The following is a 25,065-nucleotide window of genomic DNA, read 5'->3' on the forward strand; positions in this document are numbered from 1 at the left end:
TCATTTGAGATAAAAATACCGCCCCCAAGAATCAGCTTAGCGGTACTCACAAAAGCAGTGAGACGCCACGACCAACGGCCCGCAGCCAGTCTGAGGATGCAATCAGGGTTTCCCTCGATAGAGACGGGTCATGTATGCTACTGCGTTCATTATATTGACACCGAATTGCCGGGCGCAGCGGTTCTGCCTGGATAAGGTCTCCCATTTCTCAGCGCAAAGTAGCCATGCACGAACTCTATCAGCCCCGCGAAATTGAAGCCGCCGCCCAGTCGTTCTGGGACGAGCAAAAGTCTTTTGAAGTCAGTGAACAACCAGGCAAAGACACCTTCTACTGCCTGTCGATGTTCCCGTACCCAAGCGGCAAGCTACACATGGGTCACGTGCGCAACTACACCATCGGCGACGTCATCGCCCGCTATCAGCGCATGCAGGGCAAGAACGTCCTGCAGCCGATGGGTTGGGACGCCTTTGGCATGCCGGCCGAAAACGCGGCGATGAAAAACAACGTCGCCCCGGCCAAGTGGACCTACGAAAACATCGAGTACATGAAGACCCAGCTCAAGAGCCTGGGCCTGGCCTTCGACTGGTCGCGTGAAGTCACCACCTGCAAGCCGGACTACTACCGCTGGGAGCAGTGGCTGTTCACCCGCCTGTTCGAAAAAGGCGTCATCTATCGCAAGAACGGCACCGTCAACTGGGACCCGGCTGACCAGACCGTACTGGCCAACGAGCAGGTCATCGACGGCCGTGGCTGGCGTTCGGGCGCGCTGATCGAGAAGCGCGAAATCCCGATGTACTACTTCAAGATCACCGATTACGCCGACGAGTTGCTGGAAAGCCTCGACGAACTGCCGGGCTGGCCTGAACAGGTCAAGACCATGCAACGTAACTGGATTGGCAAGTCACGCGGCATGGAAGTCCAGTTCCCGTTCGACAAGGCCTCGATCGGCCACGACGGTACACTGAAAGTCTTCACCACCCGCCCGGACACCCTGATGGGCGCGACCTACGTCGCCGTTGCCGCCGAGCACCCGCTGGCCACGCAGGCTGCCCAGGGTAACCCGGCGCTGCAAGCCTTTATCGACGAGTGCAAGAGCGGCAGCGTTGCCGAGGCCGACGTTGCCACCCAGGAAAAGAAAGGCATGCCGACGTCGCTGTTCGTCGAGCATCCGCTGACTGGCGAAAAACTGCCCGTGTGGGTCGCCAACTACGTCTTGATGCACTACGGCGACGGCGCGGTCATGGCTGTCCCGGCCCATGACGAGCGCGACTTCGAGTTCGCACACAAGTACAACCTGCCGGTCAAGACCGTGGTTCGCACCCGTGCCGGTGATGTGGTTGGCACCGAGTGGGACGCCGCCTACGGCGAGCACGGCCAACTGATCAATTCTGCTGAATTCGACGGCCTGGACTTCGCTGGCGCGTTCGATGCCATCGAAGCCGCCCTGATCAAGAAAGAACTCGGCAAGTCGCGCACCCAGTTCCGTCTGCGCGACTGGGGTATCAGCCGCCAGCGCTACTGGGGTTGCCCAATCCCGATCATCCACTGCCCATCCTGCGGCGACGTACCGGTACCGGAAGACCAGTTGCCGGTCGTCCTGCCAGAAGACGTGGTGCCGGATGGTGCGGGATCGCCGCTGGCGCGCATGCCTGAGTTCTACAACTGCAGCTGCCCGAAATGCGGCGCCGCAGCCAAGCGCGAAACCGACACCATGGACACCTTCGTCGAGTCGTCCTGGTACTTCGCGCGTTACGCCTCGCCAAACTACGAAGGCGGCATGGTCGACAAACAGGCTGCCAACCACTGGCTGCCGGTTGACCAGTACATCGGCGGTATCGAACACGCCATTCTTCACCTGCTCTATGCACGCTTCTTCCACAAGCTGATGCGTGACGAAGGCCTGGTTAGCTCCAACGAACCGTTCAAGAACCTGCTGACTCAGGGCATGGTCGTCGCAGAGACGTACTACCGCACTGCCAGCAACGGTGGCAAAGACTGGTTCAACCCGGCCGACGTTGAAGTCGAACGCGATGCCAAGGCCAAGATCATTGGCGCCCGCCTGAAAACCGACGGCCTGCCCGTAGAGATCGGCGGCACCGAGAAGATGTCCAAGTCGAAGAACAACGGCGTTGACCCTCAGGCCATGATCGAAGCCTACGGTGCTGACACCTGCCGCCTGTTCATGATGTTCGCCTCGCCGCCCGATATGAGCCTGGAATGGTCCGACTCCGGCGTAGAAGGCTCGAACCGCTTCCTGCGCCGCGTCTGGCGCCTGGCGCAAAGCCACGTCGCGCAAGGGCTGCCTGGCGCCCTGGATGTCGCTGCGCTGGACGATGCCCAGAAAGCCGTACGCCGTTCGATCCACTCGGCCATCAAGCAAGCCAGCCAGGATGTGGGCCAGCACCACAAGTTCAACACCGCCATTGCGCAAGTAATGACCCTGATGAACGTGCTGGAGAAGGCACCGCAAGCCACGGCACAAGACCGCGCACTGATTCAGGAAGGCCTGGAAACCGTGACCCTGTTGCTGGCACCGATCACGCCGCACATCAGCCACGAACTGTGGAAGCAGTTGGGCCATGAAGGCGCAGTCATCGACGCTGGCTGGCCAGCCGTGGATGAAAGCGCGCTGGTACAGGACAGCCTGCAACTGGTAATCCAGGTCAACGGAAAACTGCGCGGCCAGATCGAGATGCCGGTTGGCGCCAGCCGTGAAGACATTGAAGCCGCGGCCCGCAGCAATGAAAACGTGCTGCGTTTCACTGAAGGCCTGACCATCCGCAAGGTCATCGTCGTACCGGGCAAGCTGGTCAATATTGTCGCCAGCTGATGGAATGTGGCGCCCTGCTCACCTCAGGGCGCCCGCACAGAATCGGCTTACAAGGTTTCAAGGGAGCAACAACATGATCAAACGCAACCTGCTGGTGATGGGCCTGGCCGTAATGCTCAGCGCCTGCGGCTTCCAACTGCGCGGCACCGGCACCACAGACCTGGCGCTCAAGGAGCTCGATGTCAGTGCTCGCGACGCCTATGGCGATACTGTGACGCAACTGCGCCAGGTTCTGAAAAGCAGCGGCGTGAACGTGCACGCCGGCGCCCCATACAAGCTGTTCCTGGCCCGTGAAGACAATACCCAGCGCGCCGCCAGCTATGCAGGCTCTGCTCGCTCGGTCGAGTATGAACTCACCGACACCCTGAGCTTCGAGATCCGCGGCCAGAACAACACCAGCCTCCTTGCCGACAAGCTGGAAGTACAAAAGATCTATGTGCATGACAGCAACAACCTTACGGGCTCCGACCAGGAAGCCAGCCAGGTTCGCGATGAAATGCGCCGCGAGATGGTCCAGAAGATGGTCCTGCGCTTGCAGTTGATCACCCCGGCCCAACTTGAAACCCTGCAAATGGAAGCCGAGGCGCGCGCCAAGGCCGAGGCTGATGCCCTCGAAGCCGCCCGTCGCGCCCAGGACGAAACGCCGCAGCAATCCCCGCTGGAAATCCCAGCCAACTGAGCCTGAACGGGGCACTTCGGTGCCCCGCACTCCGCGATGAAACTCACACCTGCCCAACTCAACAAGCACCTGCAAGGTTCGCTCGCCCCGGTCTACGTGGTTAGCGGCGATGACCCGCTGCTGTGCCAGGAAGCCGCCGACGCGATTCGCGCGGCAGCTCGCCAGCAAGGCTTCGACGAACGCCAGGTGTTCAGCGCAGATGCCAACTTCGACTGGGGCACGCTGCTTCAAGCGGGCGCCAGCTTGTCGCTGTTCGCTCAACGACGCCTGCTGGAACTGCGCCTGCCTTCAGGCAAGCCCGGTGACAAAGGCGCCGCGGCGCTGATTGAGTACTGCTCCAACCCTGCCGAAGACACCCTGCTGCTGATCAGCCTGCCAAAACTCGACGGCAGCGCGCAAAAAACCAAGTGGGGCAAGGCGCTGGTTGACGGTCAGCACGTCCAGTTCATTCAGATCTGGCCGGTGGACAACAATCAACTGCCGCAATGGATCAGCCAACGCCTGTCTCAAGCCGGCCTGGCAGCCCAACGCGATGCAGTAGAGCTGATTGCAGCGCGCGTGGAGGGCAACCTGCTCGCCGCCGCTCAGGAAATCGAAAAGCTCAAGTTACTGGCCGATGGCAATCAGATCACCGTCGAAACGGTACAGGCCGCCGTGGCCGACAGTGCCCGCTTCGATGTCTTTGGCCTGGTCGACGCCATTCTTAGTGGCGAAGCTGCCCATGCCCTGCGCATGCTCGAAGGCTTGCGCGGTGAAGGGGTTGAGCCACCGGTCATTCTCTGGGCATTGGCCCGGGAACTGCGCCTGCTGGCTGGCCTTTCCCAGCAGTACAGCCAGGGCGTACCGCTGGACAAGGCATTCAGCCAGGCCAAACCGCCGGTCTGGGATAAACGCCGGCCGCTGATGAGCAAAGCCTTGCAACGTCATTCGGCGCAACGCTGGAGCCAGCTGCTGCAGGATGCCCAACGCATTGATGCACAGATCAAGGGGCAGGCACAGGGCTCTCCCTGGACCAGCCTGGCACGTCTGTCGCTGCTGATGGCCGGCCAACGTCTGACATTACCTGCCGAATAGCATCACGCCAAACCTGGCGATACCACCCCCGCCAGCGATGTATGCATCGCGCAACAACCCATGCCACAACGAGCAGATAGCCGGTAAGCCCGTAAGATTGCCCACACGAATGCAAGGGCCTATAGTGCGCGCCAACACCCCCATCGCAGGAGCTCCTGTAATGAGCAAGAAACCGGCCAAACCCGGCCCCAACAAAGCCAAGTCCATCATCGCCCAGCCCCTGTTCCGTAGCCGCCAGGAACGCTCAGGCAAGGGCAAAGGCAGCTACCGCCGCGAAGCCTTCCAATCGAGAGATTGGGAGGCTTCTTACTTTTTGGCCGCATGAAGGCAGGAATCCGGCAAGCATGGTATGGTCAACACCTGACTTGAATTACTGGACCTGTGCATGCCCTTTTGCCTTTCCCGCCGTTGGCAACCCCGCCAACTGATCGCTGCCTCCAGCCTCATCCTGCTTGTCGCCTGCGCGGAGAAGCCGACCGCCGCCGATGCGCTGCCGCTAGCGCCGACACAATCCGCTTCTGCTGCACCCCAGCCAACTGCCAGCGCCGATCCGATCGACGATGTGCAACCCCTGCAGAGCTTCGCTCAATGGCAAGCCGGCTTCCGCCAGCAGGCCCTGCAAGCCGGTATCAATCCGGCGACCTTTGACCGCGCGTTTTTTAATATCACCCCTGACATGAGCGTGATCAAGGCCGACCGCAGTCAACCCGAATTCACACGCCCCGTCTGGGAATACCTCGACGGCGCTGTCTCGCCTGTACGTGTTCGCAAAGGCCAGGCCCTGCTCAACCAGAACGCCGAGCTGCTGGCACGCATCGAACAACGGTATGGCGTCGACCGCACCACACTGGTGTCCGTCTGGGGCATGGAAAGTAACTTTGGCCAGTTCCAGGGCAGCAAATCGGTGATCCGCTCGCTCGCCACCCTGGCCTACGAAGGCCGCCGCCCGGCCTTCGCACAGGCGCAGCTCCTCGCTGCCCTGCAGATCCTGCAGAACGGCGACATCCAGCCCGAGGCCATGCTGGGCTCATGGGCCGGCGCCATGGGCCAGACCCAGTTTATCCCGACGACCTACAACACCCACGCGGTAGACTTCGACGGTGACGGTCGCCGTGACATCTGGAACAGCACCGCCGACGCCCTCGCATCGACCGCCCACTACCTGCAAAGCTCAGGCTGGAAACGCGGCGAGCCTTGGGGTTTTGAAGTTGGCCTGAAACCCGGCTTCGACTACTGGCTGGCGGACGGCTCTCAACGCAAGACGGTCGCAGAATGGCTGCAACTGGGCCTGCAACTTCCCCCTGGAACGCAAGTACCCGCGGGTAGCGAACAACTGTCTGCAGCCCTGCTGCTGCCTGCCGGCGCTCGCGGCCCGGCCTTCCTGGTACTGGACAACTTCCGCGCCATCCTCAAGTACAACAACTCATCGTCGTACGCCCTGGCCGTCAGCCTGCTGGCACAGCGTTTCGATGGGTCTGGCTACATCCGCGGTGACTGGCCAAAAGATGATCTGCCGCTGAGCCGTAGTGAGCGCATGGAACTGCAGAACCTGCTCAGTGCCAGCAACTACGACGCCGGCAGCGCCGACGGCATCATCGGGGCCAATACCCGCAAGGCAATTCGTAGCGCACAGCAAGCCCTGGGCTGGCCGGCAGACGGTTACCCGACCCATAAGCTGCTGGAGAGCCTGCGCAACCAGCAGGCACGCTAGCACGCCCAACGGGGCGGCTCAGGCTGCCAGCGGCAGACTTTCCCGTAGCGCACACAAAAATGCCGACACCCTCATGAAGACGGGCGTCGGCATTTTTCGTTCATGTCGAATCAGAGCTTGATCTTGGCCTCATGAGCCTGCTGATCGGCATGGTAGGACGAACGCACCAGCGGGCCGGACGCAACGTTCTTGAAGCCCATCCGATAACCTTCCTCGGCGAACCAGGCGAAGGTATCCGGGTGAACAAAGCGCTGTACCGGCAAGTGGCTGCGCGACGGCTGCAGGTACTGGCCGAGGGTCAGCATGTCGATATCGTGCTCGCGCATGCGCTGCATGACCTCAATGACTTCCTCGTCCGTCTCACCCAGGCCGAGCATCAGGCCGGACTTGGTCGGAACGTGCGGTACCAGTTGCTTGAACTTTTGCAGCAGGTCCAGCGACCACTCGAAATCAGACCCCGGACGCGCAGCCTTGTATAGGCGCGGTACGGTTTCCAGGTTGTGGTTGAACACGTCTGGCGGCTCTTGCGCGGTGATGGCAAGGGCCACGTCCATACGACCACGGTAGTCCGGAACCAGGGTCTCCAACTGCACGCCTGGAGACAGCGCACGGATCTCGCGCAGGCAGTCGGCGAAGTGCTGAGCACCACCGTCACGCAGGTCGTCACGGTCCACCGAGGTGATGACCACGTACTTCAGGCGCAGGTCGGCGATGGCAACCGCGAGGTTCTTCGGCTCATCGACATCCAATGGTTTGGGGCGGCCATGACCCACGTCGCAGAACGGGCAACGGCGGGTGCAGATATCACCCATGATCATGAACGTGGCGGTGCCACCCGAGAAGCACTCACCCAGGTTCGGGCAGGAGGCCTCTTCACACACGCTGTGCAGCTTGTGCTTGCGCAGCAGTTGCTTGATACGGTCGACTTCCGGCGAAACCGGGATGCGCACGCGGATCCAGTCAGGTTTCTTCGGCAGCTCTTCGGTAGGGATGATCTTCACCGGAATACGCGCAACCTTTTCGGCGCCACGCAACTTTACACCGGCTTCAACTTTCGCCCGGGGGGCCGGCGCAGCCGACGCGTCCACCGCAACGGTCACGTTCGGCGCGCTGCTCTCCAGCGGTTCTTGCACAACAGTAGTCATAATCAGTCGATTCCGCCCGTAAGGGTCGTCTGCTCAGCATAGTCGAGGTGCTTGACCAGCTGCGCACGCAGCCTTGCCCTTACCTCGGAGAGTTCGATCGGGCCTGCCTGGTCGCGCAGCTGGGTCATTGCCAGCCCCGCATACCCACAGGGATTAATACGACGGAATGGCGCAAGGTCCATGTCCACGTTCAAGGCAAGGCCATGGAATGAACAGCCATTGCGAATTCGCAAGCCGAGGGAAGCGATCTTTGCTCCATCGACGTAGACACCCGGGGCGTCCGGCTTGGCGGCAGCTTCAACATCGTAGCCTGCCAACAGATCGATCAGGCAGCGCTCAATGCGGCTTACCAGATCTCGTACACCGAAACCCAACCGGCGCACATCCAGCAGCAGATACGCTACCAACTGGCCAGGACCATGGTAGGTCACCTGGCCTCCGCGATCGACCTGCACCACCGGAATATCACCCGGCAACAGCAGGTGCTCAGCCTTGCCAGCCTGCCCCTGGGTGAACACCGGAGGGTGTTCAACCAGCCAGACTTCATCGCCGGTCTGCGGCCCACGCGTATCGGTAAACCGACGCATGGCCTGCCAGACAGGTTCATAAGGCAACAGGCCGAGTTCGCGAAAGCCCAGGCTTGCGGGCATCAAAGCACCATATGCACGATGCCAGTAGCACGCAGGGCGCTATTGATATCTCGCAGTTGATCTTCACCGGTTGCTTCGATGTGCAGTTGCACCGTGGTGTACTTGCCATTGCTGCTCTGGCGCTCGGCCAGTGTCTGCAGGTCGATCTTGGCATATTTGCTCAGGATCTCGATCACCGTGTCCTTGAAATTGACCACGGTATCGCCGATTACCTTGATCGGGTAATCGAGGCAGGGGAACTCAATAGTGTGCGACTTGACGTCAGGTACGCTCATGGCAGTAACGGCCTCGTAAGCCGTGGCAACAACAACGCCCTCACCTGAATATGGCGAGGGCGTGCAGGTCACGATATCAGTTGAACAACCCGTAGAAGAATAGCCGAATGCTATCCCACACACGACGGAAGAAACCACCCTCTTCCACGCCGTCCAAGGCAATCAGGTCGGCGCTATGCACCACATTGTCATCCAGTTTGACTTCCACTTTACCGATTACGTCACCTTTGGCGATAGGCGCAGTCAGCTGCGGGTTCATGGTCATGCTGGCAGCCAGCTTCTTCAATTGGCCTTTAGGCAAAGTCATGCTCAGGTCTTCGGCCAAACCGGCCTTGACCTGGCTGGTGGCGCCCTTCCAGACCGGCGCCTGTGCCAACTCGGTACCCTTCTGGTAGAAGGTCTGGGTTTCGAAGAAACGGAAGCCGTAGGTCAGCAGTTTTTGCGTTTCGGCTGCACGAGCCTGCTCGCTGTTAGTGCCGAAGACCACCGCGATCAGGCGCATGCCGTCGCGTACAGCCGAGGATACCATGCAGTAGCCGGCTTCGTCGGTATGGCCGGTTTTCAGGCCGTCGACGGTCTTGTCACGCCACAGCAGCAGGTTGCGGTTCGGCTGCTTGATGTTGTTCCAGAAGAACTCTTTCTGCGAGTAGATCGCATAGTGAGCCGGGTCTTCGTGGATGATCGCACGGGCCAGCAGGGCCATGTCGTGCGCCGACGAGTAATGCTCTGGGTGCGGCAGGCCGGTCGGGTTCATGAAGTGGCTGTTGCTCATGCCCAGATCGCCAGCCGTCTTGTTCATCATGTCGGCGAACGCATCTTCGCTGCCCGCGATGTGCTCGGCCAGCGCCACGCTGGCGTCGTTGCCCGACTGGATGATGATGCCGTGCAGCAGGTCGCTGACGCTGACCTGGGTACCCACCTTGATGAACATGCGCGAACCACCGGTACGCCAGGCGTTCTCGCTGACGGTCACAGGATCGTTCTCGCCAATCTGCCCGCGACGGATATCCAGGGTCGCGATGTAGGCGGTCATCAGCTTGGTCAGGCTGGCCGGCGGCAGACGCTCGTCGCCATTGTTCTCAACCAGAATGTTGCCGCTGGAGGCTTCCATGAGCACGTAGGACTTGGCTGCCAGTTGTGGCGGCGACGGCATCATCTGCTCCGCCGCGAATGCGGCAGGGGTGATCATCAGCGGGACAAGCAGGCAAAGGCGTTTGGCAAAGGTGGTGATGTTCATCCGTCTCTCGAAATGGCTAATGGGCTCATGCCCGCAAGGGCAAAACGTTTCCAGGCGCGTGGCCTGATGAGCAAAACAGGCATTGTACAGACTGTTTTGCCGCGCCGGTCGTTCGCACTTGAGCACACCGACCGGCGTATTTCACAACAGACTGATCAGGCCCCCTGAGTCAGTCTGCCGTGACAACTTTCGGCTGGCCCAGATTGGCCAGACGCACACTGTCCTGCATTTGTTGGGCTTCGCCCGGGTTGCTGATCGGGCCCATGCGAACCCGGTGCAGGGTCTGCTGATTGCGCACGATCGAACTGATGAACACCGGAGCGCTCACCATGGTGCTGAGCTTGGAACGCAGCAGTTCGGCGGCATCCGGGTTGGCAAATGCGCCGACCTGCAAGTACATGCCAGCGCCGGCCGGGGCCGTGTTGCTGGCGACCTGAACCGGCACCACCGCCGCCGCATGCTGCTGCGGTGGTGGCGTCCACTGCTCGACCGTCCCGGTATTGCTCGACAGCGGCTGGGCCTGCGCTACCTGTGGCTGCTCCAGCACCAGCGGTGCAGGCCGGCCGCGCTGGGCCCACCACTGTTGCGGATCAATACCTTCAACACGCACACGCGCCGTGCCGGTCTCAGCGTAGCCAAGCTTTTTCGCTGCGGCATACGACAGGTCAATGATCCGGTCGGAGTAGAACGGGCCACGGTCATTGACCCGCAAAATCACACTGCGGTTGTTGTCCAGGTTAGTCACCCGCACGTAGCTCGGCAGCGGCAAGGTCTTGTGCGCCGCGCTCATGCCATACAGGTCGTAGACCTCTCCGTTGGCGGTGTTCTGCCCGTGAAACTTGGTGCCGTACCAAGAGGCGGTACCTTGGGCCACGTAGTTGCGCGACTCGCCCATCGGGTAGTAGGTCTTGCCCAACACCGTATAGGGGTTGGCCTTGTACGGGCCATTGTGCACCGTAGGCGTCGCATCGGGGATCTTCGAGACATCGACATCCCACCAGGGCGCGCCGTCCTTGTGAGCACGGTTGATATCCAGGCCGGGCTGCGAGCGGATACCGCCCTGTTGTTGCGGTGAACGACCGGTGGAGCAACTGACCAGCACCAGCCCCAGCGCGGCCACGCCGAGCAGTTGTAACGAAGTAGTGAGCGATACGCGCATTTATTTGGCGCCTCGTGCTTGAACCAGCAGGTCCGAAAGTTGATGTACCGCCATGGCGTACATCACGCTGCGGTTGTAGCGCGTGATCGCATAGAAGTTCTTGAGGCCCAGCCAATACTCAGGGCCGTTGTCGCCTTCAAGCCGAAAAGCGGTGACCGGCAGATCATCGCGCAGCACATCATGGCTTGACCAGCCCAGTGCCCGCAACTCCCCAACCGTACGAACCGGCTCGATTCCAGTCGTCAGCCCTTCATCCACCCGTTCACCGCGGACCATGGCACGGCTGACCACACCCTCGCCGGCCACCCAACCGTGGCGCTTGAAATAACTGGCGACACTGCCAATGGCATCGTCCGGGTCGTTCCAGATATTGATATGGCCATCGCCATCGAAGTCCACGGCGTAGGCCCGAAAACTGCTCGGCATGAACTGCGGCAGCCCCATGGCGCCGGCGTAAGAACCCTTGAGGGTCAGCGGGTCGACCTGTTCTTCACGGGCCAGCAACAGGAACTCACGCAACTCCTTGCGGAAAAACTCGGCACGCGGTGGATAGTCGAAGCCAAGCGTCGACAAGGCATCAATGACCCGATAGTTGCCTGTATTGCGCCCAAAGAAGGTTTCAACGCCAATGATCGCCACAATGACCTGGGCGGGGACACCGTACTCCTGCTCGGCGCGGGCCAGAGCAGCCTCGTGCTGGCGCCAGAAATCCACGCCGCGGGCGATACGTGCATCGGTCAGGAACATCGGGCGATATTCCTTCCAGGGTTTTACCCGCTCAGCAGGTCGGGAAATGGCATCGAGAATCGACTGTTTGCGCTCGACCTCACGAAATACCCCGATCAACTGCTCACCAGCAAAACCGTAGTCACGGGTCATTTCGCCGACGAACTCGGCCACCTGAGGCGAGCCGTCATAGTCGCCAGCCACAGCCTGTTGCGCCGAGCCGAGCAGGCCGAAAAGGCCAACCCAAGGCGCGCAACGAGCCGCCCAGCCACGCATTGCTTGCATGAAATTCTTCACCTTATTCAAGCTTGTGCGATCCATTTACGGTGCGTATGAATCGACATTAAAACCCCAAACGCTGACAGCAGCGTCACCAACGAAGTTCCACCATAACTAATGAAGGGCAGCGGCACCCCCACCACGGGGAGCAAGCCGCTGACCATACCGATATTGACAAAAACATAGACGAAGAACGTCATGGTCAGGCTGCCCGCCAGCAGTTTGCCGAACAGCGTTTGCGCCTGGGCAGTAATCACCAGGCCGCGTCCGATCAACAACATGTAAATCAGCAACAGCGCGCAGATCCCTACCAACCCGAACTCCTCACCCATGACGGCGATAATGAAGTCCGTATGGCTTTCCGGAAGGAAGTCCAGGTGCGACTGCGTGCCCAGCAGCCAGCCCTTGCCGAACACACCGCCCGATCCAATGGCTGCCTTGGACTGGATAATGTTCCAGCCCGTGCCTAATGGGTCGCTTTCCGGGTCGAGAAAGGTCAGCACGCGCTGCTTCTGGTAGTCGTGCATGACGAAGAACCACATCGCCACCGCCACAGGCACAGCAGCGGCGACCACACTGATAATCCAGCGCCACTTCAGCCCGCCCATGAACAGCACGAATGCACCCGAGGCCAGAATCAGCAGTGCAGTGCCCAGGTCCGGTTGACGGACGATCAAAATGAACGGCACGCCAATCATCACCAGACTGATCGCCACATGCTTCAAGTGCGGCGGTAGCGTGCGCTTGGCCAGGTACCAGGCAATGGTGGCGGGCATGATGATCTTCATGAATTCCGAAGGCTGGAAGCGGATCACCCCCGGGATGTTGATCCAGCGCGTGGCCCCCATGGCGTTGTGCCCCATGACATCCACCACGACCAGCAAGAACACGCCGAAAACGTAGGCCAGTGGTACCCAACGCGCCATGAACCGCGGCTCGAACTGCGCGATGATGAACATTGAGACCAGGCCAATACCGAATGAACTGGCCTGCTTGAGCAACAGGTCCCAGTTCTTCCCGCTGGCCGAATACAGCACGAACAGGCTGCCCGCAGCCAAGGTCAACAAGAGAACGAGCAACGGGCCATCAACGTGGATGCGCTGGAGGAACGTCGCCCGACGGCGCATGACGTCATCACTGGAAAGCATGCGATCGAAATTGCTTTTCACTGGGCAGGTTCCTGAGCGACAGAAGGTGTGACGTACTCCGGTTTGAGCCGCCCATGTTCATCGAGCAGCCAGGCATCCATGACCTGCCGCACGACTGGCGCGGCAACGCCCGAGCCAGACTCGCCGTTCTCAACCATCACCGATACGACAATCTTCGGATCGTCAGCCGGTGCAAAGCCGACAAACAGTGCGTGGTCACGGTGGCGCTCCTGCAACTTGTTACGGTCGTACTTCTCGCCCTGCTTGATCGCCACCACCTGAGCCGTACCACTCTTGCCTGCAATCCGGTACTGGGCACCAATCGAGGCCTTGCGCGCAGTACCCCGCGCACCTTGCATCACCTGCTCCATGCCGTGGGTGACCTTGTTCCAATCGGACTTGTCACGCAAAACGATGTCTTCCATCGGGTTCTCATCTACCGGTGGCTTACCTTCGATGGTCTTGGCCAGGTGCGGACGGTTCCACTTGCCCTTGTTGGCAATCAACGCGGTGGCCTGAGCCAACTGCAACGGGGTCGCCTGCATGTAACCCTGGCCAATACCGAGAATCAGCGTTTCACCCGGGAACCAGGCCTGACGACGGGTCGCCCGCTTCCACTCACGGGACGGCATCAACCCAGGCGACTCTTCAAACATGTCCAACGCCACTTTTTGGCCAATACCAAAGCGGTTCATGTAGTTGGCCAACCGGTCGATGCCCATCTTGTGCGCCAGGTCGTAAAAGTAGGTGTCGTTGGAGCGCATGATTGCCGTGTCCAGGTCGACCCAGCCATCGCCGGTACGGTTCCAGTTACGGTACTTGTGGTCGTAGTTGGGCAACTGGTAGTAGCCAGGGTCAAACACCCGCGTACCGGCAGTCACCACACCCGTGTCGAGACCGGCAATCGCCACAGCCGGCTTGATCGTCGAGCCCGGCGGGTAAAGACCACGCAGCACACGGTTGAACAGTGGCCGATCAATGGAATCACGCAACTCGGCATAGGCCTTGAAACTGATGCCGGTCACGAACAGGTTCGGGTCGAAGCTCGGCTGGCTAACCATCGCCAACACCTCGCCGGTACGAGGATCAAGGGCCACAATGGCACCTCGGCGCCCGCCCAGCGCAGCTTCTGCGGCCTCCTGCAGCTTGATGTCGAGGCTTAGAACGATATCTTTGCCCGGCACCGGGTCAGTGCGCTTGAGTACACGCAGTACACGGCCACGGGCATTGGTCTCGACTTCCTCGTAACCCACCTGACCATGCAATTCCGGTTCATAGAATCGTTCGATACCGGTTTTGCCAATGTGGTGGGTACCGCTGTAGTTGACCGGGTCGAGGGTCTTGAGTTCTTTCTCGTTGATCCGCCCGACGTAACCCACCGAATGAGCAAAATGCGGCCCTTGCGGATAGTGCCGGACCAACTGCGCAACCACTTCGACACCCGGCAGGCGGAACTGATTCACCGCAATGCGGGCAATCTGCTCCTCCGTCAGCTCGAACAGGATGGGCACCGGTTCGAAAGGACGACGCCCTTGCTTCATGCGCTTTTCAAACAACGCACGGTCATCGGGGGTCAGTTGCAGCACTTCGACGATTACATCGAGCACCTGACGCCAGTCGCCAGCCCGCTCACGGGTCATGCTCAAGCTGAAGCTTGGTCGGTTATCGGCGATGATTACCCCATTACGGTCGAAGATCAGCCCACGGGTCGGTGGAATCGGCTGTACATGCACCCGATTGTTTTCCGACAGCGTGGAGTGATAGTCGTACTGAATGACCTGCAGGTAGTAGAGGCGAACAATCAGCACGCACACCAGCAAGACGACCGCCACTGCACCGACCACGACGCGGCTACGCACCAGACGGGCGTCTTTTTCGTGATCCTTGAGGCGAATCGGCTGCGACATTACGGAGGCTTACGGCTTATTTGTGGTAAGGGTGCCCGGACAGAACCGTCCAGGCGCGATACAGCTGTTCGCCAATGAGTATCCGTACAAGCGGGTGCGGCAGGGTCAAGGGTGACAGCGACCAGCGCTGTTCACTGCGTGCACAGACTTCCGGCGCCAGCCCCTCGGGGCCACCGACCATGAAGTTGACCGTACGCGAATCCAGCCGCCAGCGGTCCAGCTCGACCGCCAGCTGTTCGGTGCTCCAGGGCTTGCCATGGACCTCCAGCGTGACGATACGTTCCCCCGGCTGGACTTTGGCCAGCATGGCTTCGCCCTCCTGACGGATCAGGCGGGCGACATCGGCATTCTTGCCTCGGGTATTGAGTGGAATTTCCACCAGCTCCAGCGACAGCTCAGAAGGTAGACGCTTGGCATACTCATGCCAGCCGTCTTCAACCCACTTGGGCATGCGCGAGCCAACCGCGATCAGACGCAGACGCACGACGCTTCCTTATTCCTTGTCGCGGAGCTTGTCGAAGTGCTCGTGCGAATGCTCCGGCGAGTGGTGCTTGCCGTCGGCAGCACGGCTCTGCTCAGCGCCCTGCCACAGACGTTCCAGGTCATAGAACTGACGTGCGGCGGCGGTCATCATGTGAACAATGACATCACCCAGGTCCAGCAGAACCCAATCGCTTTCGCCCTTGCCTTCTTCGCCCAGCGGCTGAGCGCCGTGCTTCTTGACGTTCTCGCGAACCTTTTCCAGCATCGCGTTGATCTGACGGTTGGAGGTACCGGTAGCGATGATCATGTAGTCGGTGAGGCTGTGCTTGTCACGCACGTCGATCACCAGGATGTCCTGGGCCTTGACGTCAGCCAGTGCCGCTTGGGTCAGTTCGACCAGTGTTTCGGCGTTGATTGCTTGGTTCTTCATATAAAACTCATTCAGCTCGTAAGTAGGGGCCGCCTCGCGGCGTGCCCTTCAGTTCGGCGTACGGTACAAGCCGTGCGCCTCGATATAGGCCAGTACTGCGTCTGGAACCAGAAAACGCACCGACTTGCCATTGGCCAGCAGCTGTCGGATTTGCGTGGCGGAAACCGCCAGCGGCGTTTGCCAGACGAATGCAATTTGCCCGGCAGGCCCAACCAGGGCCTGTGGATCGCTGACCGAGCGTGCGGCCAGCAGGTTGCGCAACGCATCCGGCGGCTCAACGTCGGCATCCGGGCGTTGCAGCACCAGGATGTGGCAGTGTTTCAGCAACTCATCCCAACGGTGCCAACTGGGCAAGCCACAAAAGGCATCCCAACCCAACAACAGGAACAACTGGTCTTCAGCAGCCAGCTCGGCCCGCATCAGCTCCAGCGTTTCAATGGTGTACGACGGTCTATCACGGGACAACTCCCGGGCATCGACTGTCAGCAACGGCACGCCACGCACCGCCTGTTCGACCATTGCCAAACGGTCGAGCGCCGACACCTGCGGGGTATCGCGGTGCGGCGGTCGAGCATTGGGCATCAGCCGCAACTCATCGAGCCCCAGCACTTCGGCAACCTCCAGCGCACTGCGCAGGTGACCGATATGCACGGGGTCGAAGGTTCCGCCGAGAACGCCAATGCGCCGCTGGGGCGGCACGCTGACAGCAGCGGCGAGTGGGGCATGCTCAACCAAGTCAGAGCGACTCCTGGCCGCGTAACTGGCCGTCGCCGATCACAACATATTTCTCGCAGGTCAACCCTTCCAGGCCAACCGGACCACGGGCATGCAGCTTGTCGGTGGAAATACCGATCTCGGCGCCCAGGCCATACTCGAACCCGTCGGCAAAGCAGGTCGGGGTATTGAGCATGACCGACGCCGAGTCGACCTCGGCAATAAAACGCCGGGCCAGGCCCTGATGCTCGGTCACGATGGAATCGGTATGGTGCGAGCCGTAGTGGTTGATATGTTCAATAGCCTGATCCAGGCCATCGACCACTCGGATCGACAGAATCGCATCCAGGTACTCAGTGTGCCAGTCTTCTTCCGTGGCAGGCAGCGCCTCGATGTACTGACGGGTACGTTCGCAACCACGCAACTCAACGCCTTTTTCCCTGAACAGGGTCGCCATTGCCGGCAGGAACTCCGCCGCAACACGCTGATCGACCAGCAGGGTTTCCATCGCGCCGCAGATGCCATAGCGGTAGGTCTTGGCATTGAAGGCAATACGCCGGGCCTTTTCCAGATCAGCATGCTCGGCCACATACACGTGGCAGATGCCGTCCAGGTGCTTGATCACCGGTACGCGGGCTTCGCGACTGACCCGCTCGATCAGGCCCTTGCCGCCACGGGGCACGATCACGTCGACATACTCCGGCATGCTGATCAGCGCGCCGACCGCCGCACGGTCAGTGACCTCGACCACTTGCACCACCGCCGCAGGCAGGCCGGCTTCAGCCAGGCCACGCTGGATGCAGGCGGCAATCGCGCGATTGGAATGAATGGCCTCCGAGCCGCCACGCAAGATGGTGGCGTTGCCGGACTTCAGGCACAGGCTCGCAGCATCGATGGTCACGTTAGGCCGCGACTCATAGATGATCCCGACGACGCCCAGCGGCACACGCATCTTGCCCACCTGAATGCCCGAAGGGCGGTAGCTCATGTCGCGAATCGCCCCGACCGGGTCTGGCAGGCTGGCGACCTGACGCAAGCCGACGATCATGCTGTCGATACGTGCTGGCGTCAGCGCCAGGCGCTCGAGCATGGCCGGCTCAAGGCCGTTGGCACGGCCAGCAGCCAGGTCCTGCTCATTGGCAGCGGACAGTTCGGCGCGGGCAGCGTCCAGCGCATTGGCAGCAGCCTGCAGCGCGCGGTTCTTCTGCGCAGTGCTGGCACGGCCAATGACGCGGGCCGCCTCACGGGCAGCGCGACCCAGGCGGGTCATGTAGTCAAGAACGGACTCAGTCATGGGGCTCAGTGTCTTGGCGAAGGGGAAATCGGCTGATTATAACTGTCATGCAGGTGAACGCCCAGCGGTGGCTGGCGGATGGTCGAAATCAACCACCCAAAACGGCCCTGACGATAGGCGCGCCCCTTGCACACGCCGGCTCTGCTGACGATAAGTTGCTATGATCGGCGCCAGCTTCCAACGATGATCGATAATGCCTACGCCGAACGCTTGCCGGCCACTGCCCGATACATTTTTTGACCGTGATGCGCAAACCCTGGCCAAAGCCTTGCTCGGCAAGGTCATCCGTCACCGACAGGGCCCCTACTGGCTCTCGGCGCGCATCATCGAAACCGAAGCCTACTACTGCGCCGAAAAAGGCAGCCACGCCTCGCTGGGCTACACAGAAAAGCGCAAAGCCCTGTTTCTCGAGGGTGGACACATCTATATGTACTACGCCCGCGGTGGCGACTCGCTGAACTTCAGCGCCCAAGGCCCCGGTAATGCCGTGCTGATCAAATCCGGCTACCCATGGCTAGACGCCTGTTCCGATGCCGACAGCCTGGCGCAAATGCAAGCGAACAACCCTGATACCCGCGGCCAGCCACGCCAACCTGAACGCCTGTGCGCCGGGCAAACCCTGCTGTGCAAGGCACTGGGGCTAAAGGTGCCCGAGTGGGACGCCCAACGCTTTGACCCCGAGCGACTGTTTGTCGACGACTGCAGCATTATTGTGAAACACATTATTCAGACCACTCGCCTGGGCATCCCCCGCGGCCGCGATGAGCATCTGCTGTATCGTTTCGTTGATGCCGAATTCGCCCGTTACTGCACCCGCAACCCGTTGCGCCGAGGGCAGGTCGAGGGGCAAGACTACCTTTTACTGACACAAGGAATTTGAACCTATGGGCGCATGGCTCGACAGCCTGACCGGCTGGCTGACCACCCACCCGCAGTGGCTTGGCCTGGCGATTTTTGTGGTGGCCTGCATCGAGTGCCTGGCGATTGCCGGGATCATCGTACCCGGCACCGTGCTGCTGTTCGCTATCGCCGTACTGGCAGGCAGCGGCGCCCTGTCGCTGGGCGAAACGCTGTTACTGGGCTATCTGGGCGGCCTTCTCGGCGATGCAATCTCCTATACCCTGGGCCGGCACTTCCACCAGAACATCCGACGCCTGCCATTACTGCGCACACACCCGCAATGGATCGGCAGCGCTGAAACCTACTTCCAGCGCTATGGTATCGCCAGCCTGCTGGTCGGGCGTTTTATCGGCCCGCTACGCCCAATGCTGCCGATGGTGGCGGGCATGTTCGACATGCCGATTCCGCGCTTTATCATGGTCAGCCTGGTTGCTGGTGCCGGCTGGGCTATCGCCTACCTGCTGCCAGGCTGGGCGACCGGTGCAGCCATGCGCCTGCCATTGCCGGACGGTTTCTGGCCGCAGGCCGGTATCGTGGCGGGTAGCATGGCCGTGCTGATTGCACTGAGCATCAGTGGCAGCCTGCGCAGCCAACGACGTGGTACCCGGCTGATGGCAGGGCTGAGCCTGTTGGCGCTGATTGCGCTGTTTTTCGGCTGGCCGTACCTGACACAGTTGGATCAAGGCTTGATGGCCGTCATTCAGGAAAACCGCAGCCAAGCGATCGATGATATAGCCGTCATGGTCACACGGCTGGGAGACTTCCGAACGCAGCTAATAGCAGGAGGCCTGCTGACCGCGCTTCTGCTACTGGCCCGGCAATGGCGACACGCCCTTTTTGCCGCCACCACCCTGATTGGCACCGCACTGCTCAACGGTACCCTGAAGTGGTTCTTCGCCCGCGCCCGCCCGGACGTACTGACCGACCCTTTGGGCACTTACAGCATGCCCAGCGGGCATAGCTCTGCGTCGTTTGCGTTCTTTCTGGTGCTTGCGGTGCTGGCCGGGCGCGAACAACCACCACGCATGCGTCTGACCTGGGTCATGCTGGGCTGCCTGCCGGCCCTGGCCATCGCCTGCTCACGCGTTTACCTGGGCGCACATTGGCCCACCGACATCCTCGCTGGGGCACTGCTGGCCTGTTTTGTATGCGCTACCAGCCTGACACTGATTCAGGACCGCGCACCACTAAACGCCCTGCCACGACGTGCCTGGTGGCTGATCCTGCCAGCCTGTACGGCACTGCTCGCCTTTTTTACCTTGCATGCGTTGCCACAAGCCCTGGCCCGCTATCAGTACTGAGTGGTCAGGCGAACAGCTCACCCTGTAAACGATCAAGCAGTGCCTGGATAGCATCCAGGCGCTGTTGGGGCGCATCAATGGCCAGCAGGTCGAGCTTGTCTTCCTCGACAAACGGCAGCAGGTAGGCCAATTGATTCGCCAACGCCTGCTGCCCGAGAATGGCTCTCGGCATGTTCAGCGCCTCGACCATCGGATGTTCGGCCAACGCAACGAGCAACGCTCGCAGGTCTTCGTCCTGATCACGCAACGGGCGATCCGGCTGTTCGGCCAGCCACTGCACCTGCGCCAGCAGCAACTGATCCTTCTGCACCTCGGCCTGGGTCACGCGAAAACGTCGTGTGCCTTCGACACGAATACCGAGCAGGCCGTTGTCCTGCTGCTGAAAATCGCGAATCAGCGCCTCGCAGCCGATCGAGGCATAGCCCTGCGCAGCCCTACCGACTTCGGCACCGTCCAGAATACAGACCACACCGAAACCACCGCCCTGCTTCATGCAACGGCCAATCATGTCCAGGTAGCGCGCCTCAAAGATCTGCAGATCCAGATAGCAGCCGGGAAACAGCACCGTATTCAGCGGAAACAGCGGTAATGTCATGGCGACTCCTCACGCGACCAGGCTGACCGCCAACGGCAGAAAGACCGCCGTGGCAACGCCCATCAGGCTCATGGCCAGGGCCGCAAAGGCCCCGCACTCCTCACTTTCCTGCAACGCCACTGAAGTACCGACCGCGTGCGCCGTCAAGCCCAGCGCCATGCCACGAGCCTCTGGGCTATGAACACCACAACGGGACAAGAGCGCCGGGCCAAAAATGGCCCCAATCACCCCAGTGATCAATACAAACACGGCCGCCAGTGGCGCAACGCCGCCAATCTGCTCGGCCACCAACATGGCAATCGGCGAGGTCACCGACTTCGGCGCCAGGGTCATCAGAATCATGTGTTCGGCGCCAAACCACCACCCCAACAGCAGGCAGGCGCCAGTCGCTACCACGCCTCCGATTACCAGCGTAGTAAAGGTCGGCCAAAACAGCTGGCGAATACGCCGCAGATTCAGGTACAGCGGCACCGCCAGCGCGACGGTCGCAGGCCCCAGAAGAATATTGAGAATTTCGGTACTTTTACGGTATTCGCTGTAGGTCAAGCCACACAGCAGCAGTACGCTGATGACGACCAGCATCGACATCAACACGGGCTGCAGAAAGATCCAGCGCGTCTTCTCATAGGCGGCAAGCACCAGTTGATAGGCCCCCAGCGTGATACCGATACCGAACAAAGGGTGATGAATGACCGCCTCGACGGCGCCGTGCCAATCCAGGTTCATGGCCGCTCCTCATCCCGCGCCTGACGGGCGATGAGCTTCTGCATCAAAACACCTGCGAAGACGATGGAAATGAGTAGCGAAAGCACCAATGCACCGGCAATCGCCCAGAAATCCGCCGCGATATCGGCGGCATAAACCATCACCCCTACTGCCGGCGGCACCAGCAACAACGGTAAATAGCGCAGCAGGCTGCTGGCGGCTTCGCTCAGTGGCGCACCGACCTCACCTCGGACGATCAGGTACGTCAGCAGGAGCAAGAGCCCGATAATTGGCCCCGGCAGTATCGACAGGAACAAGTGATTAATCGCTGTCCCCAACAACTGAAACAACACCAGCCACGTCAAACCACGCAACAGCATAGAAATCTCCCTCAGGCCCGCCGGCCATTATAAGCACCCTACTGGTGTGCCTATACCGAGATATTCGTTCAAGTCATGCTGACTTGACCGGCCCCCTCCGACGTGCTGATCTTAAACGCTTGAACCTACCGTAGTCATAAGAAAACCAACGACAATCAGGAGAGTCTCGATGCCCTATGTACCCGTTACAGCGCTCAAAGACTATGTCGGCAAGGAACTGGGACGTTCCGCATGGCTGAAGATCGACCAAGAACGCATCAACCTGTTCGCCGAAGCCACCGGCGACTTTCAGTTCATCCACGTTGACCCCGAGAAGGCAGCAAAAACGCCATTCGGTACGACCATTGCTCACGGTTTTCTGACCCTGTCACTGATCCCTACGCTGATGCTGGACATTCTGGTGTTGCCTGAAGGCTTGAAAATGGTGGTCAACTACGGCCTGGACAGCGTCCGCTTTATCCAGCCGGTAAAGGTCAACAGCCAGGTAAGGCTCAAGGTTGATCTCACCGAAGCCACCGAAAAGAAACCAGGGCAGTGGTTGCTGAAGGCTACCGCCACCCTGGAAATCGAAGGTGAAGAAAAACCTGCGTACATCGCCGAACCGCTGTCACTCTGCTTCGTATGACGAAACATGGCCGGTAGAAACACGCCGGCGCGGCTGTTTCCACCGGCGCATTCTGCGGCATACTCGGCGGCTAACCCACCCGGACCCCGTTATGCGCCCACTTGCCCCACTCGCCCTGACCCTGCTGCTCACCGCCTGCGGTGACGGCGAACCACTTTCGCCGCCCGATGCCCTCCTGCCCGACGGTGGTCGCTATCGCGGAGAGGTGGTGAATGGCCTGTTGCAGGGCAGTGGACGCATCGACTACCCCAATGGCAGCTGGTACGCCGGAGGCTTCCTGAACGGCCAATGGCACGGCCAGGGTGAATGGCACGGCAGCAACGGCGAAGTCTATGTTGGCCAGTTTGAGCAAGGCCTGTTCCATGGCCAGGGCCGACTGAAGACGGCAGACAGTAGCTACCAAGGTGGCTTCAAGCTTGGACGTCGTGAAGGTGAAGGCACGCTCAAAGAGGCCGGCCAGGCCTATCGAGGCCAGTTCAAAGCCGACCAGTACAGCGGCGCCGGTCACCTGGAGCTGGAAGACGGCAGTCAGTACCAAGGACTGTTCGCCCATGGCAAACCCAACGGCGAAGGGGTGCGCAGCGATGCCAGCGGCAACCAGTTCAGCGGGCGTTTCGTCAACGGCCAACTGGAGGGCAGCGGCACCTTCAACAGCGTCGATGGTGATCAGTACATCGGTGAGTTCCGCGACAACCGCCTGGAAGGCCGGGGCCGCTACGAAAACGCCGACGGCGATGTCTGGATCGGCCAGTTTGAAGACGGCTCGCTCAGCGGTAAAGGTGAGCTGTTCGCCAGCGACGGCAGCCACTACAAAGGCGATTTCCGCGACTGGCACTTTTCCGGTTACGGTCGCCTGCAACTGGCAGACGGTAGCGTTTATGTGGGTGGCTTCGAGAACGACACGTATCAAGGCAAAGGCCTGCTGACCCTGCCAAACGGCCAGGTCGAGAGCGGACACTGGATCAACGGCCAACGGGTTCGTGACGATCAGGGGCGACCACTGTCCGACCCACTGGAACTGGCACTGCTCAACCAAGGCAAGCTGCTCGAACAAGCCCTGGACAACGTGCCGCGCTCCACCGCCGAGGTAGAACTCTACAGCCTGGTCCTGGCCGGCGACGGCAAACAGAGCGTGTTCCTGCGGGAGGCCGACTACGTCAGCAGCATGCTCAAGAGCCGATTTGGTGCCTTTGGCCAAATCATCCTGGCCAATCACCGCGATCATTTGACCGACCGCACGATGGCCACCCGGGAAAACCTGACCCGTGCCGCGCGCACCCTCGCCGAACGCACCGGCCCGGAAGACCTGGTATTCATCTACCTGACCAGCCACGGCAGCCAGACTCACGAACTGGTGCTCGATCAGCCGCGCCTGCAACTGGCAGACCTGCCTGCCGGCGAACTGGCCACAGCGCTTGCGCCCCTGAAAGGGCGAGACAAAATTGTTGTCATCTCTGCGTGTTACTCAGGTGGCTTTATCGACTCCCTCAAGGACGACAAGACCCTGATCATGACCGCCGCGCGCTCGGACAGAGTGTCTTTCGGCTGTTCCGAAGAGGCCGACTTCACCTACTTCGGCGATGCCCTGTTTGCCCAGGCACTGAACCAGACCGACGACCTGCAAAACGCCTTCGAACTGGCCCGCACCCAAGTAGCCTTGCGTGAGCACAACGAAGACTTCGACGCCTCGGAACCGCAGATCTGGGCCCCCAAAGGCGTCCTTGCGCACTGGCAGCGTTTGCGTCAGCAGCAGGCCCGCAAAGCCCTGCAGAGTGACGAAAAAACAACTGAACAAGCAAAGAGCGCCCGGAGCCACTAAGCTGACTGTATCAAGGGAGAGACATCATGTACTTGACGCCTCAGCACATCCTGCTTGCCGGAGCCACCGGACTGACCGGTGAACATTTACTGGATCGGCTGCTCAGCGAACCCACCGTCAGCCGCGTTCTTGCCCCTACCCGTCGGCCACTGGCCAAACACCCACATCTAGAGAACCCGGTGGGTGATCCTGCGGTTTTTCTGCCCCAACTCAGCGGACGTGTCGATATCGCCTTCTGCTGCCTGGGCACCACCATCAAACAGGCAGGCTCAGAAACGGCATTCCGCGCGGTCGACCTGGACATGGTTGTTGCTTTCAGCAAGCGCGCCCGCGAAATGGGCGCACGCCACTTGCTGGTGGTGAGTGCACTCGGCGCAGACCCAAAATCGTCGGTGTTCTACAACCGGGTAAAAGGGGAAATGGAAGAAGCGCTGAAAGCACAAGACTGGCCGCAACTCACCATCGCCCGGCCGTCCCTGCTGCTCGGCGAACGCATCGAACCACGCACCGCTGAGCGCTTGGCAGCACCGCTGGCACGACTGCTACCGGGCAAGTACCACGGGATTGAAGCCTGTGAACTGGCGCGGGCATTGTGGCGCCTGGCGCTGGAAGAGCAGGACGGCATTCGCGTGGTGGAGTCCGATGAACTGCGCAGGCTGGGCAAGAAGTAAGCCCTGCCCGGCCATCGCCGGCACGGCGGCGATGGCCGGTTACAAACCGCCGGTGGCCTGAAAGCTGACACCCAGCACGGTCAACAACGACAGCGGCAACAGCAGCGTGTCGAGCAACGCGCTCGCGGGCAGATCAAGCCCGGGATACGCCGGCGCCTCAGCACCAAAACGGTCCATGGGGCAACACCCGCCCTGCATGGCATACAGATCAAGGCGCGTACCGGAGTATACAATCGGTGCCCCTGGCTTGGCCGCGTCCAGCGTGCGTACGCTGGCGCAACCACTGAGCAGCGCCAGCGCCAGCACCATCACCAGTAAAACTGAACG

The 25,065-nt window shown here is 60.7% G+C and carries 26 protein-coding genes; 10 read left to right on the plus strand and 16 right to left on the minus strand.

Annotated elements, in window-relative coordinates:
• The first annotated feature begins 224 nt into the window (after positions 1-224).
• The 5 genes from leuS to CYD26_RS01910 all read left to right on the plus strand — a co-directional run bounded on the left by leuS (position 225) and on the right by CYD26_RS01910 (position 6,295).
• Complete coding sequence (gene leuS, locus CYD26_RS01890) at positions 225-2,831, plus strand: leucine--tRNA ligase (protein ID WP_099775903.1); 2,607 nt, start codon at positions 225-227, stop codon at positions 2,829-2,831.
• 73 nt (positions 2,832-2,904) lie between these two features.
• Positions 2,905-3,510, plus strand: coding sequence for an LPS assembly lipoprotein LptE (lptE, locus tag CYD26_RS01895; RefSeq protein ID WP_065760362.1), 606 nt, complete (start codon positions 2,905-2,907; stop codon positions 3,508-3,510).
• A 36-nt stretch (positions 3,511-3,546) separates the two neighbouring features.
• Complete coding sequence (gene holA, locus CYD26_RS01900; protein ID WP_102051693.1) at positions 3,547-4,584, plus strand: DNA polymerase III subunit delta; 1,038 nt, start codon at positions 3,547-3,549, stop codon at positions 4,582-4,584.
• Positions 4,585-4,744: 160 nt separating this feature from the next.
• Complete coding sequence (gene arfA / locus CYD26_RS01905; RefSeq protein ID WP_065760360.1) at positions 4,745-4,909, plus strand: alternative ribosome rescue factor ArfA; 165 nt, start codon at positions 4,745-4,747, stop codon at positions 4,907-4,909.
• 60 nt (positions 4,910-4,969) lie between these two features.
• Positions 4,970-6,295, plus strand: a complete 1,326-nt coding sequence (locus tag CYD26_RS01910) for a lytic murein transglycosylase (RefSeq protein WP_065760359.1) — start codon at positions 4,970-4,972, stop codon at positions 6,293-6,295.
• Between the two features lie 110 nt (positions 6,296-6,405).
• Here CYD26_RS01910 and lipA read toward each other — a convergent pair whose 3' ends face one another.
• The 12 genes from lipA to CYD26_RS01970 all read right to left on the minus strand — a co-directional run bounded on the left by lipA (position 6,406) and on the right by CYD26_RS01970 (position 17,742).
• On the minus strand, positions 6,406-7,440 hold the full coding sequence (gene lipA / locus CYD26_RS01915) for a lipoyl synthase (protein ID WP_099775904.1): 1,035 nt from the start codon (positions 7,438-7,440) through the stop codon (positions 6,406-6,408).
• A gap of 2 nt (positions 7,441-7,442) precedes the next feature.
• Positions 7,443-8,090, minus strand: coding sequence for a lipoyl(octanoyl) transferase LipB (gene lipB, locus CYD26_RS01920; protein WP_099775905.1), 648 nt, complete (start codon positions 8,088-8,090; stop codon positions 7,443-7,445).
• Entirely contained in the window at positions 8,090-8,365 is a 276-nt protein-coding gene (locus tag CYD26_RS01925; RefSeq protein ID WP_065760356.1) for a DUF493 domain-containing protein, read from the minus strand. The genes lipB and CYD26_RS01925 overlap by 1 nt, the downstream gene beginning before the upstream one ends.
• 76 nt (positions 8,366-8,441) lie before the next feature.
• Positions 8,442-9,602, minus strand: a complete 1,161-nt coding sequence (locus tag CYD26_RS01930; protein ID WP_099775906.1) for a D-alanyl-D-alanine carboxypeptidase family protein — start codon at positions 9,600-9,602, stop codon at positions 8,442-8,444.
• A gap of 169 nt (positions 9,603-9,771) precedes the next feature.
• Positions 9,772-10,761: a septal ring lytic transglycosylase RlpA family protein gene (locus tag CYD26_RS01935; protein WP_102051694.1), complete on the minus strand. Its 990-nt coding sequence runs from the start codon at positions 10,759-10,761 to the stop codon at positions 9,772-9,774.
• Complete coding sequence (gene mltB / locus CYD26_RS01940; protein WP_099775908.1) at positions 10,762-11,772, minus strand: lytic murein transglycosylase B; 1,011 nt, start codon at positions 11,770-11,772, stop codon at positions 10,762-10,764.
• Between the two features lie 17 nt (positions 11,773-11,789).
• Positions 11,790-12,893 carry a rod shape-determining protein RodA gene (gene rodA / locus CYD26_RS01945; RefSeq protein ID WP_177442453.1) on the minus strand — a complete coding sequence of 368 codons (1,104 nt, stop codon included), beginning with the start codon at positions 12,891-12,893 and terminating at the stop codon, positions 11,790-11,792.
• 38 nt (positions 12,894-12,931) lie between these two features.
• A complete protein-coding gene (gene mrdA / locus CYD26_RS01950; RefSeq protein WP_099775910.1) occupies positions 12,932-14,821 on the minus strand; it encodes a penicillin-binding protein 2 in 1,890 nt (629 codons plus the stop codon).
• Positions 14,822-14,837: 16 nt separating this feature from the next.
• The gene (gene rlmH, locus CYD26_RS01955) at positions 14,838-15,305 is read right to left on the minus strand and encodes a 23S rRNA (pseudouridine(1915)-N(3))-methyltransferase RlmH (protein WP_065760351.1); all 468 of its coding nucleotides are present in this window, start codon (positions 15,303-15,305) and stop codon (positions 14,838-14,840) included.
• A gap of 9 nt (positions 15,306-15,314) precedes the next feature.
• A complete protein-coding gene (rsfS, locus tag CYD26_RS01960; RefSeq protein ID WP_065760350.1) occupies positions 15,315-15,734 on the minus strand; it encodes a ribosome silencing factor in 420 nt (139 codons plus the stop codon).
• 48 nt (positions 15,735-15,782) lie between these two features.
• Complete coding sequence (gene nadD / locus CYD26_RS01965; RefSeq protein WP_065760349.1) at positions 15,783-16,469, minus strand: nicotinate-nucleotide adenylyltransferase; 687 nt, start codon at positions 16,467-16,469, stop codon at positions 15,783-15,785.
• Between the two features lies 1 nt (position 16,470).
• The gene (locus CYD26_RS01970) at positions 16,471-17,742 is read right to left on the minus strand and encodes a glutamate-5-semialdehyde dehydrogenase (protein WP_065760348.1); all 1,272 of its coding nucleotides are present in this window, start codon (positions 17,740-17,742) and stop codon (positions 16,471-16,473) included.
• 193 nt (positions 17,743-17,935) lie between these two features.
• Here CYD26_RS01970 and CYD26_RS01975 point away from each other — a divergent pair, with 193 nt between their 5' ends.
• Both CYD26_RS01975 and CYD26_RS01980 read left to right on the plus strand, forming a co-directional pair.
• Positions 17,936-18,622, plus strand: a complete 687-nt coding sequence (locus tag CYD26_RS01975; protein WP_102051696.1) for a DNA-3-methyladenine glycosylase — start codon at positions 17,936-17,938, stop codon at positions 18,620-18,622.
• Between the two features lie 4 nt (positions 18,623-18,626).
• The gene (locus tag CYD26_RS01980; protein WP_102051697.1) at positions 18,627-19,943 is read left to right on the plus strand and encodes a bifunctional DedA family/phosphatase PAP2 family protein; all 1,317 of its coding nucleotides are present in this window, start codon (positions 18,627-18,629) and stop codon (positions 19,941-19,943) included.
• A 4-nt stretch (positions 19,944-19,947) separates the two neighbouring features.
• Here CYD26_RS01980 and CYD26_RS01985 read toward each other — a convergent pair whose 3' ends face one another.
• The 3 genes from CYD26_RS01985 to CYD26_RS01995 are packed head-to-tail and all read right to left on the minus strand — an operon-like array spanning position 19,948 to position 21,623.
• Positions 19,948-20,538 (minus strand): LON peptidase substrate-binding domain-containing protein, encoded by a 591-nt coding sequence (locus CYD26_RS01985; protein ID WP_065760346.1) that lies wholly within the window; start codon positions 20,536-20,538, stop codon positions 19,948-19,950.
• 9 nt (positions 20,539-20,547) lie between these two features.
• The gene (locus CYD26_RS01990) at positions 20,548-21,258 is read right to left on the minus strand and encodes an LrgB family protein (protein ID WP_176717438.1); all 711 of its coding nucleotides are present in this window, start codon (positions 21,256-21,258) and stop codon (positions 20,548-20,550) included.
• A gap of 2 nt (positions 21,259-21,260) precedes the next feature.
• On the minus strand, positions 21,261-21,623 hold the full coding sequence (locus tag CYD26_RS01995) for a CidA/LrgA family protein (RefSeq protein WP_065760344.1): 363 nt from the start codon (positions 21,621-21,623) through the stop codon (positions 21,261-21,263).
• A 169-nt stretch (positions 21,624-21,792) separates the two neighbouring features.
• On the opposite strand from CYD26_RS01995, the gene CYD26_RS02000 reads away from it, so the two are divergent.
• The 3 genes from CYD26_RS02000 to CYD26_RS02010 all read left to right on the plus strand — a co-directional run bounded on the left by CYD26_RS02000 (position 21,793) and on the right by CYD26_RS02010 (position 24,738).
• Positions 21,793-22,248, plus strand: a complete 456-nt coding sequence (locus tag CYD26_RS02000; protein ID WP_065760343.1) for a MaoC family dehydratase — start codon at positions 21,793-21,795, stop codon at positions 22,246-22,248.
• A 91-nt stretch (positions 22,249-22,339) separates the two neighbouring features.
• Positions 22,340-24,067 (plus strand): C13 family peptidase, encoded by a 1,728-nt coding sequence (locus CYD26_RS02005; protein WP_102051698.1) that lies wholly within the window; start codon positions 22,340-22,342, stop codon positions 24,065-24,067.
• Positions 24,068-24,093: 26 nt separating this feature from the next.
• Entirely contained in the window at positions 24,094-24,738 is a 645-nt protein-coding gene (locus CYD26_RS02010; protein WP_065760341.1) for an oxidoreductase, read from the plus strand.
• Between the two features lie 39 nt (positions 24,739-24,777).
• Here the strand turns inward: CYD26_RS02010 and CYD26_RS02015 are convergent, their stop codons facing one another.
• Positions 24,778-25,047, minus strand: coding sequence for a YceK/YidQ family lipoprotein (locus CYD26_RS02015; RefSeq protein WP_099775916.1), 270 nt, complete (start codon positions 25,045-25,047; stop codon positions 24,778-24,780).
• Between the last annotated feature and the right edge of the window lie 18 nt (positions 25,048-25,065).

This window comes from Pseudomonas sp. FFUP_PS_473 (assembly GCF_002858665.1).
Lineage (GTDB): Bacteria > Pseudomonadota > Gammaproteobacteria > Pseudomonadales > Pseudomonadaceae > Aquipseudomonas > Aquipseudomonas defluvii.